The 19,187-nt window shown below is 24.9% G+C and carries 17 protein-coding genes and 2 tRNA genes; 7 read left to right on the plus strand and 12 right to left on the minus strand.

From position 1 onward, the window contains the following. Positions 1 to 28 precede the first annotated feature (28 nt). The 4 genes from argH (at position 29) to cysE (ending at position 3,359) form a co-directional block, all read left to right on the plus strand. Positions 29 to 1,408 carry an argininosuccinate lyase gene (argH, locus tag RJT32_RS00260; RefSeq protein WP_343154298.1) on the plus strand — a complete coding sequence of 460 codons (1,380 nt, stop codon included), beginning with the start codon at positions 29 to 31 and terminating at the stop codon, positions 1,406 to 1,408. A gap of 129 nt (positions 1,409 to 1,537) precedes the next feature. Beyond that, on the plus strand, positions 1,538 to 1,981 hold the full coding sequence (locus tag RJT32_RS00265; RefSeq protein ID WP_343154299.1) for a rhodanese-like domain-containing protein: 444 nt from the start codon (positions 1,538 to 1,540) through the stop codon (positions 1,979 to 1,981). A 49-nt stretch (positions 1,982 to 2,030) separates the two neighbouring features. After that, positions 2,031 to 2,468 (plus strand): protein-export chaperone SecB, encoded by a 438-nt coding sequence (gene secB, locus RJT32_RS00270; RefSeq protein ID WP_343154300.1) that lies wholly within the window; start codon positions 2,031 to 2,033, stop codon positions 2,466 to 2,468. Between the two features lie 63 nt (positions 2,469 to 2,531). Continuing rightward, positions 2,532 to 3,359, plus strand: coding sequence for a serine O-acetyltransferase (gene cysE, locus RJT32_RS00275; protein ID WP_343154301.1), 828 nt, complete (start codon positions 2,532 to 2,534; stop codon positions 3,357 to 3,359). Positions 3,360 to 3,451: 92 nt separating this feature from the next. Here the strand turns inward: cysE and rpoD are convergent, their stop codons facing one another. From rpoD to rpsU, 3 genes are all read right to left on the minus strand, one after another. Then, positions 3,452 to 5,329: an RNA polymerase sigma factor RpoD gene (rpoD, locus tag RJT32_RS00280; RefSeq protein ID WP_343154302.1), complete on the minus strand. Its 1,878-nt coding sequence runs from the start codon at positions 5,327 to 5,329 to the stop codon at positions 3,452 to 3,454. Positions 5,330 to 5,459: 130 nt separating this feature from the next. Continuing rightward, entirely contained in the window at positions 5,460 to 7,196 is a 1,737-nt protein-coding gene (dnaG, locus tag RJT32_RS00285) for a DNA primase (RefSeq protein WP_343154303.1), read from the minus strand. A gap of 71 nt (positions 7,197 to 7,267) precedes the next feature. Beyond that, the gene (rpsU, locus tag RJT32_RS00290) at positions 7,268 to 7,483 is read right to left on the minus strand and encodes a 30S ribosomal protein S21 (RefSeq protein WP_053940044.1); all 216 of its coding nucleotides are present in this window, start codon (positions 7,481 to 7,483) and stop codon (positions 7,268 to 7,270) included. Positions 7,484 to 7,686: 203 nt separating this feature from the next. Between rpsU and tsaD the strand changes: the two genes are divergently transcribed. Then, positions 7,687 to 8,703: a tRNA (adenosine(37)-N6)-threonylcarbamoyltransferase complex transferase subunit TsaD gene (tsaD, locus tag RJT32_RS00295; protein ID WP_343154304.1), complete on the plus strand. Its 1,017-nt coding sequence runs from the start codon at positions 7,687 to 7,689 to the stop codon at positions 8,701 to 8,703. Between the two features lie 10 nt (positions 8,704 to 8,713). On the opposite strand, the gene ribB is transcribed toward tsaD, so the two are convergent. Together ribB and rfaE1 are read right to left on the minus strand one after the other, a co-directional pair. Then, entirely contained in the window at positions 8,714 to 9,352 is a 639-nt protein-coding gene (gene ribB, locus RJT32_RS00300) for a 3,4-dihydroxy-2-butanone-4-phosphate synthase (RefSeq protein WP_343154305.1), read from the minus strand. 202 nt (positions 9,353 to 9,554) lie between these two features. Continuing rightward, positions 9,555 to 10,499 carry a D-glycero-beta-D-manno-heptose-7-phosphate kinase gene (gene rfaE1, locus RJT32_RS00305; RefSeq protein WP_343154306.1) on the minus strand — a complete coding sequence of 315 codons (945 nt, stop codon included), beginning with the start codon at positions 10,497 to 10,499 and terminating at the stop codon, positions 9,555 to 9,557. 167 nt (positions 10,500 to 10,666) lie between these two features. Here rfaE1 and RJT32_RS00310 point away from each other — a divergent pair, with 167 nt between their 5' ends. Continuing rightward, the gene (locus RJT32_RS00310; protein WP_343154307.1) at positions 10,667 to 11,902 is read left to right on the plus strand and encodes a tRNA CCA-pyrophosphorylase; all 1,236 of its coding nucleotides are present in this window, start codon (positions 10,667 to 10,669) and stop codon (positions 11,900 to 11,902) included. Positions 11,903 to 11,918: 16 nt separating this feature from the next. On the opposite strand, the gene RJT32_RS00315 is transcribed toward RJT32_RS00310, so the two are convergent. The 5 genes from RJT32_RS00315 to cysK all read right to left on the minus strand — a co-directional run bounded on the left by RJT32_RS00315 (position 11,919) and on the right by cysK (position 16,528). Continuing rightward, positions 11,919 to 12,698, minus strand: a complete 780-nt coding sequence (locus tag RJT32_RS00315; protein WP_343154308.1) for an undecaprenyl-diphosphate phosphatase — start codon at positions 12,696 to 12,698, stop codon at positions 11,919 to 11,921. A 64-nt stretch (positions 12,699 to 12,762) separates the two neighbouring features. Further along, on the minus strand, positions 12,763 to 13,266 hold the full coding sequence (crr, locus tag RJT32_RS00320; RefSeq protein WP_343154309.1) for a PTS glucose transporter subunit IIA: 504 nt from the start codon (positions 13,264 to 13,266) through the stop codon (positions 12,763 to 12,765). A gap of 59 nt (positions 13,267 to 13,325) precedes the next feature. Next, positions 13,326 to 15,035, minus strand: coding sequence for a phosphoenolpyruvate-protein phosphotransferase PtsI (gene ptsI, locus RJT32_RS00325; RefSeq protein WP_343154310.1), 1,710 nt, complete (start codon positions 15,033 to 15,035; stop codon positions 13,326 to 13,328). Between the two features lie 154 nt (positions 15,036 to 15,189). Further along, the gene (locus RJT32_RS00330; protein WP_343154311.1) at positions 15,190 to 15,447 is read right to left on the minus strand and encodes an HPr family phosphocarrier protein; all 258 of its coding nucleotides are present in this window, start codon (positions 15,445 to 15,447) and stop codon (positions 15,190 to 15,192) included. A gap of 112 nt (positions 15,448 to 15,559) precedes the next feature. After that, the gene (cysK, locus tag RJT32_RS00335) at positions 15,560 to 16,528 is read right to left on the minus strand and encodes a cysteine synthase A (protein WP_343154312.1); all 969 of its coding nucleotides are present in this window, start codon (positions 16,526 to 16,528) and stop codon (positions 15,560 to 15,562) included. Between the two features lie 426 nt (positions 16,529 to 16,954). Here cysK and ligA point away from each other — a divergent pair, with 426 nt between their 5' ends. Continuing rightward, on the plus strand, positions 16,955 to 18,967 hold the full coding sequence (ligA, locus tag RJT32_RS00340) for an NAD-dependent DNA ligase LigA (RefSeq protein WP_343154313.1): 2,013 nt from the start codon (positions 16,955 to 16,957) through the stop codon (positions 18,965 to 18,967). Positions 18,968 to 18,975: 8 nt separating this feature from the next. On the opposite strand, the gene RJT32_RS00345 is transcribed toward ligA, so the two are convergent. Together RJT32_RS00345 and RJT32_RS00350 are read right to left on the minus strand one after the other, a co-directional pair. Further along, positions 18,976 to 19,048, minus strand: a tRNA-Lys gene (locus RJT32_RS00345). A gap of 12 nt (positions 19,049 to 19,060) precedes the next feature. Continuing rightward, positions 19,061 to 19,136, minus strand: a tRNA-Val gene (locus RJT32_RS00350). Between the last annotated feature and the right edge of the window lie 51 nt (positions 19,137 to 19,187).

Consider the following 19,187-nt stretch of genomic DNA (forward strand, 5'->3'; position numbering starts at 1 on the left):
AATTAATTACTTTTATTAGAGAAAAAAAATGTCGCTTTGGGGTGGAAGATTCCTTGACGAATCTGATAAATTATTTAAAAAGTTTAATACTTCTTTATCGTTTGATTATATTTTAGCCAAAGAAGATATATTTGCTTCAATTTCATGGTCTAAATCGCTTGTTGAAACCGGTGTTTTAACTAAGAAAGAGCAAAAAAAAATAGAACTTGCATTAGTTTCTTTAAAAAAAGAAGTCGATAAAAATCCTTCACAAATTCTTGAGAGTGATTGTGAAGATATTCATAGTTGGGTAGAAGTTAATCTTATAAAAAAAATAGGAGAACTTGGTAAAAAATTACATACAGGTCGAAGTCGAAACGATCAAATTGCAACTGATTTAAAATTATGGTGCAAAAATAATATTCAGATTGTATTGAAAAATATTTTAAATTTACAAAAAAAATTTATTTTAAGTGCCGAATTAAATTATAATGTTATAATGCCTGGGTATACTCATTTACAACGTGCTCAACCCATTACTTTTGCATATTGGTGTTTAGCTTATGTAGAAATGTTAAAACGTGATTTTAGTCGTTTAGAAGACACTTTGAAAAGATTAGATATCAGTCCATTAGGTTCAGGTGCTTTATCTGGTACAGCATGGAATATTAATCGAAAAAAGTTAGCATTATCTATGGGTTTTAGTTGCGCTACAAAGAATGCATTAGATAGTGTTTCAGATAGAGATTATATTGTTGAGTTATTAGCTTCAGCTTCAATTAGTATGATGCATTTATCTAGGTTTTCTGAAGATTTAATTTTTTTTAATTCTACTGAAGCAAATTTTATTGAATTATCTGATTCTATTACGTCAGGTTCATCGTTAATGCCTCAAAAAAAGAATCCAGATGCTTTAGAGTTAATACGTGGTAAGTGTAGTTCTGTATATGGATCTTTGTTTTCTATTTTAGTTCTTTTAAAAGGTTTGCCGTTATCTTACAACAAAGATATGCAAGAAGATAAAAAAAATCTTTTTGATACAATTAAAACTTGGAATAATTCTTTATTAATGGCTAACTTGATCTTAAAAAAAATAAAATTAAATCGTTTAATTTGTTATCAAGCCGCAGAACAAGGTTATTCTAATGCTACAGAGGTTGCAGATTATTTAGTCAAAAAAGGGATAACTTTTAGAGAAGCACATCATATCTCCGGGAAAATAGTGTTGAAAGCTATAAATGATCAAAAAGCTTTAAAAGATCTTGCTTTATCTGATTTTCAAAAATATAGTTTACTGATAGAAAATGATATATATGATCATATTACTTTAGAAGCATGTATTAAAAAACGTGAATCAAAAGGCGGAGTTGCATTTAATCAAGTAAAAAAAGCAATTATACGAGAAAAAATTAGATTAAATATTGTCTGATTTTAAAAGATATGAAAATAGTTTTTTTAATTTGATATTAAAGGCATTTAAAGTTTTTTTAAATGCCATATATTTCATATATCTAATAAATATAAAATTATTTTAACTTATAAAATAGGATTTTATTTCATGGATAATATATTATTTTTTATATCTAATAATTTAATACTTAGTATTATATGGTTTTCTTTATTAGGTGTTATTTTTTCCTTGTTTTTTAAACAATTTTTTTTTAAAACAAAAATAATAAATAATTTTTATGCAATAAAATTAATTAATGAGAAAAATGCTAATATCATTGATACACGATCTGTAGAATTATATAATACAGGTCATATTTTAAATGCTATTCATCTTCCATTAGAAAAAATTTCTTTAGAAAAAATTAAAAAATTAAATTTATCTACTGTTGACCCTCTTATTCTTATAATAGATTCATCCGCCAATAATCATAAATATATTAAAAAGTTTATTGATAATGGAATAAGAAATATTTACCTTTTAAAAGGTGGAATGGATTCTTGGAATACAGAAAATCTTCCTGTTGTTGCGAATAAAAGTGATTATAATTAGATATTTTAAAAATAAAATTTTAATTAGATATTAGTTATTGGAACATTTTATGCCACAAAAAAAGTATGAACAAAAAATTTTTTCAATTCATCGTATTTATGTTAAAGATATCTCTTTTGAATCACCGAATTCACCAGAAATTTTTGAGAAACAATGTATTCCAAATATGAAATTTAATATAAATACAAATATGAATCAATTAGAACCAAGTATTTTTGAAATTATTTTACAAATTAGAGTGGTGGTAAAAAGTGAAACAGATTTAGTTTTTTTATGTGATGTACATCAAGCAGGTATTTTTATGATTGATAATTTCAATGATTATGAATTAAAACATTGTATAAATTCATATTGTCCAAATATTTTATTTCCATATGCTAGAGCATGTATATCTAGTTTAGTATCATATGGAAGCTTTCCTCAATTAAATATTGCGCCTGTTAATTTTGATGATATTTTAAATAATAATTCAGAATTCAAAAAATAATGTTAATATGAATTAAAAATTAAATTAAAAAAATTGTTTTAAATGTTTATTTAAGGGAAAACTATGTGTTTTTTGAAAACTTTAGAACTATGGAAGATCATATTACATGAAGCTAAAGTTGCATTTGAAAAAGAGCCAATTTTATCTAGATTATATCAAAAAAGTATATTGACACATAATAAGTTCAGCAGTTCTTTGAGTTATATATTATCAAGAAAATTATCTAACTCATTAATTTCTAAAAATAATATACAAAATATTTTTAATAAAATATATTCAAGTGATTTTTTTATATTAAATTTAATCACTCAGGATTTACAAGCTATTCTTAAAAAAGATCCAGCGACAAAAAATTATTTAACTCCATTTTTATATTTCAAAGGTTTTCATGCACTAGCATCATATAGAGTCAGCCATTATCTTTGGAATAAAAAACAATATGAATTATCAATGTATTTACAAAGTAGAATTTCAACTGTTTTTTCGGTGGATATTCATCCAGCTGCATGTATTGGTTCTGGAGTTTTTTTGGACCATGCAACTGGAATTGTTATTGGAGAAGGAGTTATCATCGAAGATGATGTTTCAATTTTACATTCTGTTACTTTAGGTGGAACAGGTAAAAATAACAATAAAAATAGACATCCAGTCATTAGAAGTAAAGTTAGTATAGGTGCGGGAGCTAAAATATTAGGAAATATTGAAATTGGCTCTCAATCAAAAATTGGTGCTGGTTCGGTGGTTTTGAAAAATGTTCCTCCATGTGTTACGGTTGTTGGGGTTCCATCTAAAATTGTAAATAAATCGAACAATACTCATAATTTTTGTAAAAAAAATCATAAAAAATTTGCACATTGCATAGAACAATTTTATTGTGGAGATGGTATTTAATATAATTTTAAATTAAAACTTCTGTGTTTTATTAAGAACATATATATGTTATAATTATTTATTACAGAAGTTTTATTTTTAATTGGTTGTTTTTAATCATCTAAAAAACTACGCAATACTTCTGATCTGCTTGGATGACGTAGTTTTCTTAATGCTTTTGCTTCTATTTGTCTTATTCTTTCTCGAGTGACATCAAATTGTTTTCCAACTTCTTCCAAAGTATGATCAGTATTCATATCAATTCCAAAACGCATTCGTAGTACCTTCGCTTCCCTAGCTGTTAGACCTGATAAAACATCATGTGTTGCAGATCTCAAACTTTCAGAAGTAGCTGAGTCTAATGGAAGTTCTAATGTAGTGTCTTCTATAAAATCACCTAAATGAGAATCATCGTCATCTCCTATAGGGGTCTCCATAGATATAGGTTCTTTAGCTATTTTTAAGACTTTTCTAATTTTATCTTCAGGAATTAACATTTTTTCAGAAAGTTCTTCAGGTGTTGGTTCTCGTCCTGTTTCTTGAAGTATTTGTCTGGAAATTCGATTGAGTTTATTAATAGTTTCTATCATATGAACAGGAATACGAATGGTTCTTGCTTGGTCTGCAATAGATCGGGTAATTGCTTGTCTAATCCACCATGTTGCATAAGTGGAAAATTTATATCCTCTACGATATTCAAATTTATCCACTGCTTTCATCAAGCCAATATTTCCTTCTTGAATCAAATCTAAAAATTGTAATCCTCTATTAGTATATTTTTTTGCAATAGATATAACTAGTCTTAGATTTGCTTCTACCATTTCTTTTTTTGCTCTTTTAGCTTTTGCTTCTCCAATAGACATTCTTTTATTGATATCTTTTACTTCCAAAATTGTTAAACCTGTTTCTTTTTCTATGTTTTTTAATTTTTTTATACTTATAAAAATTTTTTCTTCAACTTTTTGTAATTTTTTAGACCAGGGTTGATTTAAAGTTTTCTCTTTTACAAACCAATCTGAACTCGTTTCATTTCCTGAAAAAACTTTTATAAAATTTTTTTTTGGCATTTCACATTCTTCAATACATAATTTCATGATTATTCTTTCTTGTATTCTTACTCTTTCCATCATTTCACGCATATTATTCACTAAATGGTCAAACTGTTTTGGAACTAATCTAAATTGTTTAAAAATTTCAGAAAGATTATAGATCTCTAGCAATGAATCTTTATGGTTTCTATTTTTGGTTTTAATTGTACGGCTTGTATTAGTGTATTGTTGACGTAATTCAGAAAATTTTTCATTTGCTAATTCTGGATCAATACTATTTTCTTCGTCTTCTTCGTCTTCTTCGTCTTCTTCGTCTTCTTCGTTTGTGTGATCTTCTGTATTTGGATCATGTACTTCAATATTTGAAACTTCATCTAGAAGTTCAGTTCCTATATGTGTAGTATTTGAAAAGGATGATATTTCTTCTGCATTAGGATCAACAAAACCTATTACTATATCAGATAATCTTATTTGTCCAGTTTTAGTTCGATCATACTGTTCTAAAAGATATGTAATAGCTTCTGGGTATTCTGACACTGAGGATTGCACTTGGTTAATACCTTCTTCAATTCGTTTTGCTATATCAATTTCTCCCTCTCTGGTAAGTAATTCAACAGTACCCATTTCCCTCATATACATTCGTACGGGGTCAGTGGTTCTTCCTAGCTCAGACTCAACACTTGATAAAACTTGTGTGGCTGCTTCCACTGCATCTTCATCTGTATCTGTATTTATTTCATTTAACATTAAATCATCTGCATCAGGTGCTTCTTCGACGACTTGAATTCCCATATCATTAATCATCTGGATAATGTCATCGATTTGTTCGGAATCAATAATATCTTCTGGAAGATGATCATTAACTTCTGCATAGGTTAAATACCCTTGCTCCTTACCATGTGTAACAAGCAGCTTAAGTTGTGACTTTGGGTTTTGCTCCATAGGAAAATATCCAAATTCTGTTAATATAATGAATATTAATTGACTATTTAGTCAATAATGAATATAGAATTGTTTTAATTTTCAGGTATACTTAAGACAATATTAATATGTAATACAAAGAAATTATTAATCATTTTTTTAATTTTTTGTTAATAGACCAAATTTCTTTTTTTTCATACATTGTAAGCCCGTTAATTCTTTCTTTCGAAATAAGATATTCTTGTCTTTTTTCAAGATCTTTTTTATATATATTTTTTAATAAATCTAAGAACACATTTTTTATTTTTTCTTCAACTATCATATGATCTAATGTTGAGAGAGTTTTTAAAATATTAATTATTTCACTATTTCTATAAAATTCTAGCAGTTGACCTGTATTAAAATGTGGATTTTCTGAACATGTTTTTAAAATTTCTAAAAAAATAGGAATTCCTTTTTCCTTTGATTTATTAAATTGCTTTATTGAAGTGACTAATGTTGATAAGTTAGGGTTTTGAACAAGTAAGCTTATAAGAGTTCGCATTGGAGTTTGTTTGTTTTTATATTGTAAAATATTATTTTTTTTATTTTTTTGATGATATAAAAATTTTTCAAATTGATAATCATCTAAAATTCCTATTATTCGAGCTAATATTTGTTTTAAATAAATCTGTATTGTATCACTAGATATACAATTTATTAAAGGTAAAGCACGCACACTTAGATGAAATTTATCATCACTAGATGATAGATTAATACCTTTTAAAATATTTTTAAAAAAAAATTTAGACATTGTAAGAGCGTTTTTAATGCGTAATTTAAAATTTTTTGCTCCTTCTTTTTTAATAATACTATCTGGATCTTCATTTTCAGGTAATATTATAAACTTTATAGTTTTTTTATCAGATATATATGGTAATGTAATTTTCAAAGTTCTCCAAGCAGCATTTTTTCCAGCAATATCACCGTCATAACAATATATAACTGTATCAGTATTTCGGAAAAGTATTTGTACATGTTCTTTTGTAATTGATGTTCCTAATGAAGAAACTACATAATCAATTTTATTTTGTGTTAGTATAATAACATCAATATATCCTTCTACTACTAATAGATATTTTGGTTTTGGATGTATTTTTTTTACCTGATATAATCCATAAATTTGTTTGCCTTTATAAAAAATATTTGTTTCAGTAGAATTTATATACTTTGGAGACATATTTTCTATTGTTCTACCTCCAAAACCTATAGTTCTTCCGTGTTTATCATGTATAGGAAAAATTATTCTCCCTTGAAAAGGATCATATTTTTTTTTATTTTTATTAATAGAAATAATTTTATAATTAAATAATTCTGTTTCAAGTTTTTTTGTTATATTTAATTTTTTACAAAAAAAATTCCAATTAAAGTCTGAAAAACCAATGCTAAAAAATTGTATCATACTTTTATTAATTCCCCTTTGAATTAGATATTCACAGGCAGAACTAGTTAGCATTATATTTTTTTGATATAATTTAGATATTTTATCTGTTAATAAATATAATTTTTGTTTTTTGAAATAATCGTTTTGTTCAGATTGTACATTATTTTCAAAAGGTATTAAAAGACCATGCATTAAAGATAGTTCTTCAATACTTTCTATAAAATTTAAATTTTCGTAGTTTATTAAAAAATCGATTGCATTTCCATGTATATTACATCCAAAACAATAATAAAATTGTTTTTCATAACTTACTGTAAATGATGGTGTTTTATCATTATGAAATGGGCAATTAGTTTGATAATTTTTACCGTTTTTTTTTAATTTTATTCGTGTATTAATAAGATCAACAATATTAGTTTTTGATAATAAATCATTAATAAAATATTTTGGTATTTTTCCAGACATAAATTTTTTTATAATATAATCTCCGTTCTTTTTAAAGAACGGTTTTTTAATTTTTTATATATTTAAAATATTTAATACATTCGAATGCGTTTTGCATTTTCTCGTGTGAGTTTTTTTGCTAAACGTTTTATAGCAGAGGCTTTAGCTCGTTTTCTTTCAGTAGTTGGTTTTTCATAAAATTCTCTTCTACGTATTTCTGCTAAAATACCTGCTTTTTCGCAAGATCTTTTAAAACGACGAAGAGCAACATCAAATGGTTCATTTTCACGTACTTTTATTATTGGCATTTATATACCTCGATTATCTGAAATAACATATAAATTTATTATGTAATTTTTTTTATTATATTTTATATAACAAATCCTATCTTAATTAATATTATATTGTAAAGAATCATTTTTTAAATTTTATTATTTTATTTAAAGAAAATTTAATTTTAATTATTGTAATATTACTTGTATTGTTTAACTTTAAATTAATAGGTATTGAAATGAAAGTATTAGGTATTGAAACATCCTGTGATGATACTGGTATTGCCATTTATGACAGCATTAAAGGTTTATTAATCAACGAATTATATGACCAAAAAAAAATACATGCTTATTATGGCGGAATTGTACCTGAGTTAGCATCACGTGAACATTCAAAAAAAATAATTTTTTTAATAGATAAAATTTTTAAAAAAATAAACATCAAGAAGGATATTGATCTTATCGCATATACTGCGGGGCCTGGTTTAGTTGGTTCTTTATTAGTTGGTGCAACTTTTGCTTGTTCTCTAGGTTTTTCTTTAAATATTCCTATATTACCTATCAATCATATGGAAGCACATTTATTATCACCAATGTTAGAGTGTAAGTCAATAACATTTCCATTTATTGGACTATTAGTATCTGGTAAGCATACTCAAATTGTTGCGGCTTATAAATTGGGAAAATATGAAATTCTTGGAAATTCGTTAGATGATGCAGCAGGTGAAGCTTTTGATAAAATATCAAAATTATTAGGTTTAAAATACCCAAATGGTCAGGAATTATCTAATTTAGCAATGAAAGGTATAAAACACAATTTATATTTTCCTCGTCCTATGAAAAATGATTCAAGTTTAAATTTTAGTTTTTCAGGATTAAAAACTTTTGTTATGAATATTATTAAAGATAAAATTCTAAATTACCAAGAAAAAGCAAATATTGCTAAAGCTTTTGAAGAAGCAGTAATTGATATATTATTAATTAAAGCAAAAAAAGCATTATATCAAAAAGGGTGGAATAATCTAGTAATAGCTGGAGGTGTAAGTGCAAACAAATTATTACGCCAAAGATCATCAATTATGATGAAAAAATTTTTTAGTGGTCAAGTATTTTATGCTGCTTCAAAATTTTGCACAGATAATGGAGCAATGATTGCTTATTTAGGATCTTTGTACTATAAAAAAAAAAATATTTCTTCATTGGAAATTTTAATTGATCCAAAATGGTCTTTAGACCATCCATTTTTTTTTAAATAATTTCATACATTTATTTTTTTTGAATGTACAAAATTAAATCATTTATGGTTAATACTGTCATTTTTTTTTCTTTTGAAAATTTAATAATTTCGGGTGTTCGAGACATTGATCCATCTTTATTAGTTAATTCACAAATAACTCCAGCTGGTTTTAAACCAGCAAGAGATACTATCTCAATAGCTGCTTCTGTATGGCCAGGTCTTGCTAAAATTCCACCTATATCACCTCTTAAAGGAAATACATGACCGGGTCGATTTAAATCGCTAGGTTGAGCATTATCTGCTATAGCTGTTTTTATAGTTGTTAATCTATCTTGAGCTGAAACACCAGTGGAAATTCCTTGAGAAGCTTCTATTGTTACTGTAAATCCAGTACGATAAGTACTGGTATTATTTTTAACCATCATGGGTAATTTTAATTGTTTACGTTTGTCTTCTGTAATGCATAAACATACAATACCACTGCCATATCGTATGGTAAAAGCCATTTGTTCTACTGTCATTTTTTCTGATGAAAATACAAGATCACCTTCATTTTCTCGTTGTTCATCATCTATTATGATAATACCTTGTCCAGATTTTAAAGCTAATATTCCTTTTTCTACCCGTTCTTCAGGATTTCCAAATTCGAAAAGTAATTTTTGATTCATTTTAAAAATCTTATAAAATACAACATGAGTGAATAATTTTTTAAAAATTTTATATAAAAAATTTAAAAATTAATAATGTATTGAATAAAATATTATATATAAAATCAAAATTAAGAGCAATCTGAAAATGGGTTACTTAAAAAAATTACATGTTTTATATCTAAGTATTACATATAATATTTAGATATAAAATTTTATTTTATTATATATTTAAAACTGTATTTAATTCATGAATATTTACAGTTTCGGTTCCTATTTTTTGTATTACTATACTTGCTCCAATATTAGCATAAAAACATGACTCTTCTAAAGAGTAGCCTGTAGCTAAAGCTGAAGCAATAATGGAAATTACTGTATCTCCAGCACCTGTGACATCTGATGCTATTTTAGATATTGCTGGAAAATGTATCGGTTTTTTCCCAGATTGAAATAATGTCATACCGTTTTTAGATCGAGTGACTAATAATCCTAACAAATTTAACTCAGATACTAATTTAATTCCTTTTTTTAATATTTGCTGTTCTTTATCACATTTTCCTACTATTTTTTCAAATTCAGAAAAATTGGGTGTTAATAAGCTTGCTCCAGAATATTTTTTAAAATCTATTCCTTTTGGATCTATAAGCACAGGAATAGACATTTTTGCTGCTAAACTAATAATTTTTTCTACATCAAATAGCGTTCCTTTAGCATAATCCGATAATATTAAAACTTTATAATATTTTAATGAATTAATAATTTTTTTATATAACCTGTTAAAATCATTAAAAATATATTTTTCTTGAAAATCTAGTCGCATTAATTGTTTTTTTTCAGATACAATTCTAATTTTTGTAATTGTTTTAGTATTTTTAACAGTTATTAAATCAGAATAAATTTTTATATGTTTAAGAAGTTTTTTTAATATTATACCTTCTCTGTCTTCCCCGATTAAACCAATTATTTTACATTGACCACCTATTTCTGCAATATTTTTAGCTACGTTTCCAGCTCCACCTGGTTGTTTTTTAATTTTTTTAATGAGTGCTACAGGCATTGATTGTTCTGATAACATATAATAATTTTTACTATACCAATAACAATCTAAGATTAAATCTCCAACTACCAAAACAAGTGCATTATTAAAATCAATTATTTTTTTTTTCATAGCGAATCCTTTTAGATGATAAACATATAATTATATTTGATATAGTAATATTAAGTATAAAATTATTACAATACTTAATTATTAAAAATAATTTTTTAAACATTTAAATACTTTATGTTTTTTTTGTTTTAAAATAAAATTTTATTTTTAAGTATGAGAAAATTTTTATGAAAATATATTTAGTTGGTGGTGCTGTTCGGGATCAGTTATTAAATTTGCCAATTAAAGATAGAGATTGGGTAGTAGTCGGAGCGACTAAAGAAACATTATTAAAAAAGAAATTTCAACAAGTTGGTAAAGATTTTCCAGTTTTTTTGCATCCAGATACACATGAGGAATATGCTTTAGCAAGAAAAGAAAGAAAGTTAGGAAAAGGATATACTAGTTTTGATACTAATTTTCATTCTTCTATAACCTTAGAAGAAGATTTAGTTAGACGTGATTTAACAATTAATGCTATTGCACAAGATGAATTTGGAAATTATATCGATCCATATCATGGTAAAAAGGATTTAGAGAATCGATTATTACGTCATGTTTCAGGATCTTTTATTGAAGATCCATTACGTGTTTTAAGAACGGCGAGATTTGCAGCTCAATTAATGCATTTAGGGTTTCGAATCGCTAAAGAAACTATGTTTTTAATGTGTGAAATAGTAAAAAAAAAAGAACTATTATATTTAACTATTAATAGAATTTGGAGTGAAACTGAAAAAGCATTTAAAACTAATAATCCTCATATTTATTTTCAAGTATTATATTCTTGTAAAGCGCTTAAGTTAATTTTTCCAGAAATATCTTTTCTTTATCGAAAAGAGTTATTTTTTATAAATATATTTAATCATTTAAATAATTGTTTTTTATCAATGGGTTTAGCTAAAATATCTGTTTTAACTAAAGATATTTCTATACGTTTTGCTTATTTATTTCAATTTATTTCGTTAAATATCAATTATACATCTAATGAAAAATTTTATGATCAAGTTTCTGCGTCTATTGTTAAAAATTTTTGCAATCGTTTTAATATTCCTATACATATTAAAGATATGGTTGTTTTATGTGTTGGTTTTTATAAATTTTTAAGTTTAATAAATTATCAAACTTCTAAAAATATTATAAGTTTTTTTTCTAAAATAGATGCCTGGAGAAAACCAGATCGTATTAAAAAATTTATATTGTTAAGTAATTTTAATTTTTTAAATAATAAATTAAATAACACTTCGAATATTAATTTATCACCTGGTTTATTTTTAGAAAAATCTTTCTATATTGCACAAAATATATCTATTCAATCTATCTTAAAGAAAGGTTTTAAAGGTAAACAAATAAAATTCGAATTAAATCGATTAAGAATTGAAAAATTAAATGCATGGAGAACAAAATATTTTAAAAATTTGCTTTAATATAAAATTGTGTTTATTAATTTATAAAATAAATTAAGCTTGCTAATATAAATCGATAATATCCGAAAATATTTAATGAAATTTTTTTTAATATTGTAATTAGTCTTTTAATTGAAAGCAAAGAAATTATTAAAGATATAAAAAATCCACTTAAATAATATGGTATATGATTTATATTAACATTATGTATGTTTTTTATTAGATCTAACAAAGATGCTCCTAATGTTAATGGAATTGAAATAATAAAAGAAAAATCTATTGCAACAGAACGTTCAAGACCCAATAATATTGCAGCTCCTATAGTTGCTCCTGATCTTGAAAATCCTGGATATAAACATAATGCTTCAAAACATCCAATAATAAATGATTGTAATAAATTTATATCATAAATAGAATTTGTTGTGGATTTTTTAGGTTTAAAAAATTCTGAAATAATAAGAAAAATACCTCCTAAAATTAATGCATACATAATATTTTTCGGATTAAATAATAACTTAATATCATTGTAAAAGATAAAACCCAAAGATACTGTAGGTATTAAAGATATCAATACGTGAATATTTTTGTTTTTTTTAAATTTTATTAAATTTATTATTTTTTTAGAAAAAAATATTAATATTGCCACTGCTGATCCAAATTGCACAAATATTTTTAATATATCTGTATTTTTATTTAATATACCTAACCAATGACTAATCAAAACTATATGACCTGTTGATGAAATAGGAAGAAATTCTGTTATCCCTTCTATTGTACCTATAATTATAGAAATAATTATTTTAGAAATATAAATCATTTTTTTCTCTTGAATTAAATAAAACGGTACTAAATAATAGCACCGTTTTTATTTTTTACAGGAATTAATTATATAAAGACATAATTATTGTTTCACCGGCAATAATAGAACCTGATGACTTTTCTATTCTTTTGAATTTGTCCATATTAGATATTACGACAGGTGTTAAAATAGAACGTGCTTTTTTTTCTAAGACATTTAAATCAAATATTATAATAGTATCTCCTATTTTTACTTCTTGATCATCTTGTGCTATTTTTTCAAAACCTTCTCCTTTTAGTTTGATCGTATCGATTCCAAAATGAACGAACAATTCCACTCCATCTTCTGAGAGCATTGAAAAAGCATGTTTACTATCAAGTATTTTACCGATAGTTCCGTTGATTGGTGATATTATTTTATTACCTGATGGTTTAATTGCAACTCCATCACCTACAATTTTTTTTGAAAATACAATATCTGGTACATCTTCAATATTTATTATTTCACCTGATACAGGCGCGAAAATTTCTATTTTTTTTGAAAAATTAGATTTTTTTCTATTAAAAAAATCTGATAATACACCCATTTTATTCTCCTAAGCACTTCTATTATTAGTTTCTTTTTTTTGGAAAATCAAATTACTCCTTAATTAAATTGATTTAATAAATTTAATATTTCTTTTGTTGTAGATAAAGTTAATATTTTTTCGGCTAAATGTTGAGCTTTTAAAAAAGATGTTTTTCGAATTTTTTCTTTGATTTTTGGAATACTTGTTGAACTCATACTAAATTCATCTAAACCCATGCCCAGTAAAAGAGCGGTAATGCGTTCATCGCCTGCTAATTCTCCGCACATGCCGGTCCATTTTCCATTTTTATGTGAAGTATCTATTACTTTTTTAATTAATTTTAATACAGATGGGCTTATTGGATTATATAAATGTGAAATTAGATCATTACCTCTATCAACAGCTAAAGTATACTGTGTTAAATCATTAGTTCCAATACTAAAAAAATCTACTTCTTTTATTAGATGATCAGCGATGATAGCTGATGCAGGGGTTTCTATCATAATTCCGATTTTAATATTTTTATCATACAGTATCTTTTTATCATCTAATTGCTTTTTTAATTTTTTAATTTCTATTTTTAATATTCTAATTTCCTCAACAGAAATAATCATAGGAAATAAAATATATATTTTACCAAAAGCAGAAGCTTTAAGGATAGCTTTTAATTGAGTATGTAAAATTTCTTTTCTATCCATTGAAATTCGTATAGCTCTCCACCCTAAAAATGGGTTATCTTCTTTTGGTAAATTCATGTAGGGTAAGTCTTTATCACCTCCAATATCCATAGTTCTTATAATAACTGATTTATTTTCCATAGTTTCTGCAATTTTTTTATATGCTTGAAATTGTTCTTGTTCATTTGGTAATGTATTACGACCCATAAATAAAAATTCTGTTCGATAAAGACCGATACATTCAGCTCCATTTTTTTTTGCTGATTCAACATCTTGAATGTTTCCAATATTAGAACCTATTTTAATATTGTGCCCATCAGTTGTGGTTGCTGGTAAGTTTTTTAGTTTTTTAAAGCTATTTTTTTTTAAAAAATAGTTTTTTTCTACCTTTCGTTTTTCATTTATTAATATTTTAGAAGGATTAATAAAAATTTGATTATTAATTGAATCTAAAATAATATAATCATTATTTTTAACGTGATTCGTAATGTTTCCAGTTCCTACAATTGCAGGTATTTCAAGCGATCTCGCCATAATTGAAGTATGCGATGTTGGACCTCCTAAATCTGTAATAAACCCTAAAATATATTTTAAATTAATTTGTGCAGTTTCAGAAGGAGTAAGATCTTTTGAAACTAAAATTACTTTAGTTTTTATATTATTCAAATCAACAATATCAATATTAAGTATATTTTTTAATAAACGTAATCCAATATCTCTTATATCAATTGCTCTGTTTTTTAAGTATTCATCTTTGATTTTTTCCAGTTCTTGAGCTTGTTTATTAATCACATATTTAGTTGCTTCTGCTGCTGATATTTTTTTTTCTTTAATAAGGTCTATTACTTCTGTTGTTAATTCTTCATCTTCAAGAAGCATAATATGACCTTCAAAAATACCTTCTTGTTTTTTTCCAAATTTTTTTCCTATGGCTAATTTGATTTCTGTTAATTGGTGTATTGATTTTTTTTGTCCATTTAAAAAATTTTTTATTTCTGTTTGAATATTTGGAGCAGAAATTATTTCCCGGTTAATGACAATATCTTCATTTTTTAATAAAAGAGCATTGCCAAACGCTATACCCGGTGATGCTAAAATGCCTGAAATCATATAACATTACCTTTAACTATAAATTTTATATTTGTTGTAGAGAGGAAAACATTGAATGTCAGGCGAATATATTCTTTTTATAAAAGAAATCCGGAAGCAATATCAAACCTCCGGTATTTTATAAAAATTCATAAATTATTTTTTTAATTATGATTTATTCTAATTCTGTCATTACTTTAGATAAATGTTCAATAGCTTTTTTTTCATCTTTTCCTTCTGCTGATAACGTAATTAAACTACCGTGAACTAAACCAAGTGTTTGAATTTTAAATAAACTTTTTGCATTAACAGATTTTCCATTATAAATAATATGAATATCAGAAATAAATTTTTTTGCTTCTTTTACAAATTCAGCTGCAGGTCGAGTATGTAATCCATGTGTTGCAGTAATTTTTATTTCATTTTGAAACATTTTTTTCTCCTTATTAACACAATGGTAGAAAATATTTTTTTATTAAAAATATTAAAATACAACTTCTATAATAAAATTTTTTGTTTTTTCTTATTAAAGAAGTTGTATTTTTTTAATCTTTATTGCTATTTGGAAATGATGTAGAAAATAATTCTGTACTTAAATAACGTTCCCCAGAAGAAGGAAGTATTACTACTATTTTTTTATTTAAAAATGCTTTTTGATTCTGTATTTTTAAAGCCGCTGCAATAGCAGCACCAGAAGAAATACCAGCTAATATTCCTTCTTTTTTCATAATATTTTGAGCATGTAACATTGATTCTTCACTTGATATTGTTATTACTTTATCAATTAAACTTAAATCTAAATTTTTAGGGATAAAACCAGCTCCAATACCTTGGATTTTATGTAATCCAGGTTGTATTTTTTTTCCTGATAAAAATTGTGTGATTACAGGTGATTCTAATGGCTCTACAGCAACACTGATAAGTTTTTTTTTATTTTTGATATTTTTTATATATCTTGTAATTCCTGTGATTGTTCCACCAGTACCAACTCCTGAAACTAATATATCTATATCTCCATCAGTATCACGCCAAATTTCTGGTCCAGTAGTATTTTCATGTATTTCTGGATTGGCAGGATTTTCAAATTGTTTTAATAGAAAATAGTCATCTTTATTACAAGATACAATTTCGTTTGCTTTACAAATAGCTCCTTTCATTCCCTTTTTGCTATCTGTTAACACTAATTTTGCTCCTAAAGATATTAATAATTTTTTTCTTTCCATAGACATAGAATCAGGCATTGTAAGAATTAACTTATAATTTCTAGAGGCTGCAACATATGCTAAAGCTATTCCTGTATTTCCACTGGTCGCTTCAATTAATTTAGTATTTTTATTTAAATTTCCCTTTTTTTCTGCATCCCATATCATATTAGCACCAATTCTACATTTCACACTAAAACTTGGATTTCTAGATTCTATTTTTACTAAAATGTTTCCATTTCCTATTTTATTTAAACGAACAAGAGGTGTATTACCAATGGTTAATGAATTATCTTTATATATTTTACTCATTTTTTTCCAGTTTTTAAATTTATGTCTGTAATGTAAACGTTCTTTGAAGTAATTTTTTTATTTTATAAAATTTATTTAGTTTATTTTTTTTTATTATACTTTGTTTGATAATTATTAGAAAAATCTATTTTTGATATAATAACAATATTTCATTTTATTTAATTTTTTTATTTATTTATCTAATCAATAGTATATTTCATATTAAAATGTTAACTTTTTGATATTTGTGTCGTATGAATATCTAGTGTATAAAATAATATTCTTTTAACCTATTAATATAATAAAAATTTTTGTTTTTTATAATTTATGTATTTATACGAAATAAAAAATTTTTTATTTTAATTATATTATAAAAATTATTAATATTTTGAATTCAAAATTTTTAAAAATTTTTATTTTTTATTTTAATTCTTATCTAATATATTTATGAAAAAAATTAAATATCAACTTAATAAATTACGTGAAAAAATTTTAAAATATGATTATTACTATCATACTTTGGATAAACCCATAGTTTCTGATTCAGAATATGATTATGTATTAAAGCAATTATATGATTTAGAAGTTAAACACAAAGAGTTAATTACTCCTGATTCACCTACGCAAAAAATAGGTTCAAATTTAATTGATAAATTTAAAAAGGTAACACATTTTTTTCCCATGTTATCTTTAGAAAATACATTTGATTTACATGGATATTTAAAATTTGAAAATAGAATTAAAAAAAAAAATATTTCTAGTTCTGTAATAGATTTTTGCTGTGAATTAAAAATCGATGGAGTAGCAGTTAGTTTAATTTATGAAAAAGGAACTTTAATTCGAGCTGCGACCCGAGGCGATGGTTATTTTGGGGAAAATATTACAGAAAATATAAAAACAATTAAATCGATTCCATTAAAACTAAAAGGAATTAATATACCTAAAAGGTTGGAAATTAAGGGTGAAGTTTTTATGTTAAAGTCTGATTTTCTAAAACTAAATACTCAATCTTTTTTAAATAAAAAAAAATATTTTTCTAATCCTCGAAATGCAGCTGCTGGATCATTGAGACAAATTAACTCTAAAATTACTGCTGAAAGAAAATTAATGTTTTTTTGCCATGGGTTTAATTTTTTTAAAAAAAATAAACATTTCAAAACTCATTACGAAATGCTTTGTCAATGTAAAAGTTGGGGTATACCTGTTAATAAGGAAATATTAATTTGTTCTAATTATTTAGAAGTATTAAATTTTTATAAAAAGTTTGAAAAAAATCGTTTGTTGTTTGATTTTGATATAGATGGAATTGTAATTAAAATTAATTCACTTTATTTACAAAAAAAATTAGGTGCTAATAATAAAGCGCCAAGATGGGCTATTGCTTTTAAATATCTTCCTAAAAAGCAAATATCTCAGCTAAAAGATGTGAAATTTGAAGTAGGAAGAACAGGGGTTATTACCCCGGTTGCTTATTTTTCTCCTGTTTATATTTCAGGTGTATTTATCAGGAAAGCTTCTTTATATAATAAAAATGAAATTAATAAATTAGATTTGCATTTTAATGATTACATTCTTATAGAACGTTCTGGAGATGTTATACCAAAAATTACTAATATTATTAAAACAAAACGTTTGAAAAATGCAAAAAAAGTTTTATTTCCAATTAATTGTCCGATGTGTAATTCAGAATTATTATCAAATCAAGACAATAAGATAACACGTTGTCTTGCTGGGTTAATATGTAATGCTCAGAAAAAAAAATTATTTTATCATTTTTTTTCAAAAAATGCATTAAATGCGAATGGTGTAGGTCCTAAAGTTATTAATAAATTAATGCAAAAAAAAATTGTTTCAAATTTAATAGATTTTTTTTATATAAAAGAAAATCAATTACAAAGTCTAGAAAATATAGGAAAAAAAAAGAGTAGAAAAATTATTCAAATTATTTTTACATCTAAAAAAACTACTTTAAATCGTTTGATTTATGCTTTAGGAATTTTTTCTGTAGGTGAAGTAATTGCTGATAAATTATCTCATTATTTTAATGATATTAATCATTTAATGAATGCTTCTAAAGAAGAATTAGAATTAATTGACGGAATAGGTCACGTAGTTTCTAGCAATATATTTGACTATTTTTCGATTTCTAAAAATCGAAAATTAGTAAATCAATTAACAAAAATATTACATATTATACCGTATAACCAAAATACTCAAATCAATAGTATATTTAATAAAAATATTGTTATAACAGGTATCTTTAAAAAGTATTCTAGAAATGAATTAAAAGAAATTTTAGTTAATTTAGGTGCTTGTATTAGTAATAGAGTTACGAAAAATACAGAATTATTAATATTTGGCGAAAGATTTGGTAATAAGTTTATACAGGCAGATAAATTAAAAATTAAAATGATTAACGAAAAGGAACTGAATTCATTATTAAAAAGTTTAATTTCTTGAGTTTTTTATGGGTCGTGCAGGATTTGAACCTGCGACCAATTGATTAAAAGTCAACTGCTCTACCAACTGAGCTAACGACCCTAAAAATATTTTTGGTGGGTGATGACGGACTTGAACCGCCGACTTCCTCCGTGTAAAGGAGGAGCTCTACCAACTGAGCTAATCACCCTGTTATAACTATATTGTAAAGATAAGAAAAATAGAGTCAATCTTTTTTTTT

It is taken from the genome of Buchnera aphidicola (Aphis aurantii) (assembly GCF_039388985.1).
GTDB classification, from domain to species: domain Bacteria; phylum Pseudomonadota; class Gammaproteobacteria; order Enterobacterales; family Enterobacteriaceae; genus Buchnera; species Buchnera aphidicola_BL.

Excerpts from the sequence above, each read along its gene's own strand:
- tsaD (WP_343154304.1), top strand. The coding sequence starts at position 7,687 with ATGAAAGTATTAGGTATTGAAACATCCTGTGATGATACTGGTATTGCC.
- rpsU (WP_053940044.1), bottom strand. The coding sequence starts at position 7,483 with ATGCCAATAATAAAAGTACGTGAAAATGAACCATTTGATGTTGCTCTT.
- RJT32_RS00330 (WP_343154311.1), bottom strand. The coding sequence starts at position 15,447 with ATGTTTCAAAATGAAATAAAAATTACTGCAACACATGGATTACATACT.
- RJT32_RS00310 (WP_343154307.1), top strand. The coding sequence starts at position 10,667 with ATGAAAATATATTTAGTTGGTGGTGCTGTTCGGGATCAGTTATTAAAT.
- rpoD (WP_343154302.1), bottom strand. The coding sequence starts at position 5,329 with ATGGAGCAAAACCCAAAGTCACAACTTAAGCTGCTTGTTACACATGGT.
- ribB (WP_343154305.1), bottom strand. The coding sequence starts at position 9,352 with ATGAATCAAAAATTACTTTTCGAATTTGGAAATCCTGAAGAACGGGTA.
- rfaE1 (WP_343154306.1), bottom strand. The coding sequence starts at position 10,499 with ATGAAAAAAAAAATAATTGATTTTAATAATGCACTTGTTTTGGTAGTT.
- cysK (WP_343154312.1), bottom strand. The coding sequence starts at position 16,528 with ATGAGTAAAATATATAAAGATAATTCATTAACCATTGGTAATACACCT.
- cysE (WP_343154301.1), top strand. The coding sequence starts at position 2,532 with ATGTGTTTTTTGAAAACTTTAGAACTATGGAAGATCATATTACATGAA.
- RJT32_RS00315 (WP_343154308.1), bottom strand. The coding sequence starts at position 12,698 with ATGATTTATATTTCTAAAATAATTATTTCTATAATTATAGGTACAATA.
- argH (WP_343154298.1), top strand. The coding sequence starts at position 29 with ATGTCGCTTTGGGGTGGAAGATTCCTTGACGAATCTGATAAATTATTT.
- RJT32_RS00265 (WP_343154299.1), top strand. The coding sequence starts at position 1,538 with ATGGATAATATATTATTTTTTATATCTAATAATTTAATACTTAGTATT.
- crr (WP_343154309.1), bottom strand. The coding sequence starts at position 13,266 with ATGGGTGTATTATCAGATTTTTTTAATAGAAAAAAATCTAATTTTTCA.
- ligA (WP_343154313.1), top strand. The coding sequence starts at position 16,955 with ATGAAAAAAATTAAATATCAACTTAATAAATTACGTGAAAAAATTTTA.
- dnaG (WP_343154303.1), bottom strand. The coding sequence starts at position 7,196 with ATGTCTGGAAAAATACCAAAATATTTTATTAATGATTTATTATCAAAA.
- secB (WP_343154300.1), top strand. The coding sequence starts at position 2,031 with ATGCCACAAAAAAAGTATGAACAAAAAATTTTTTCAATTCATCGTATT.
- ptsI (WP_343154310.1), bottom strand. The coding sequence starts at position 15,035 with ATGATTTCAGGCATTTTAGCATCACCGGGTATAGCGTTTGGCAATGCT.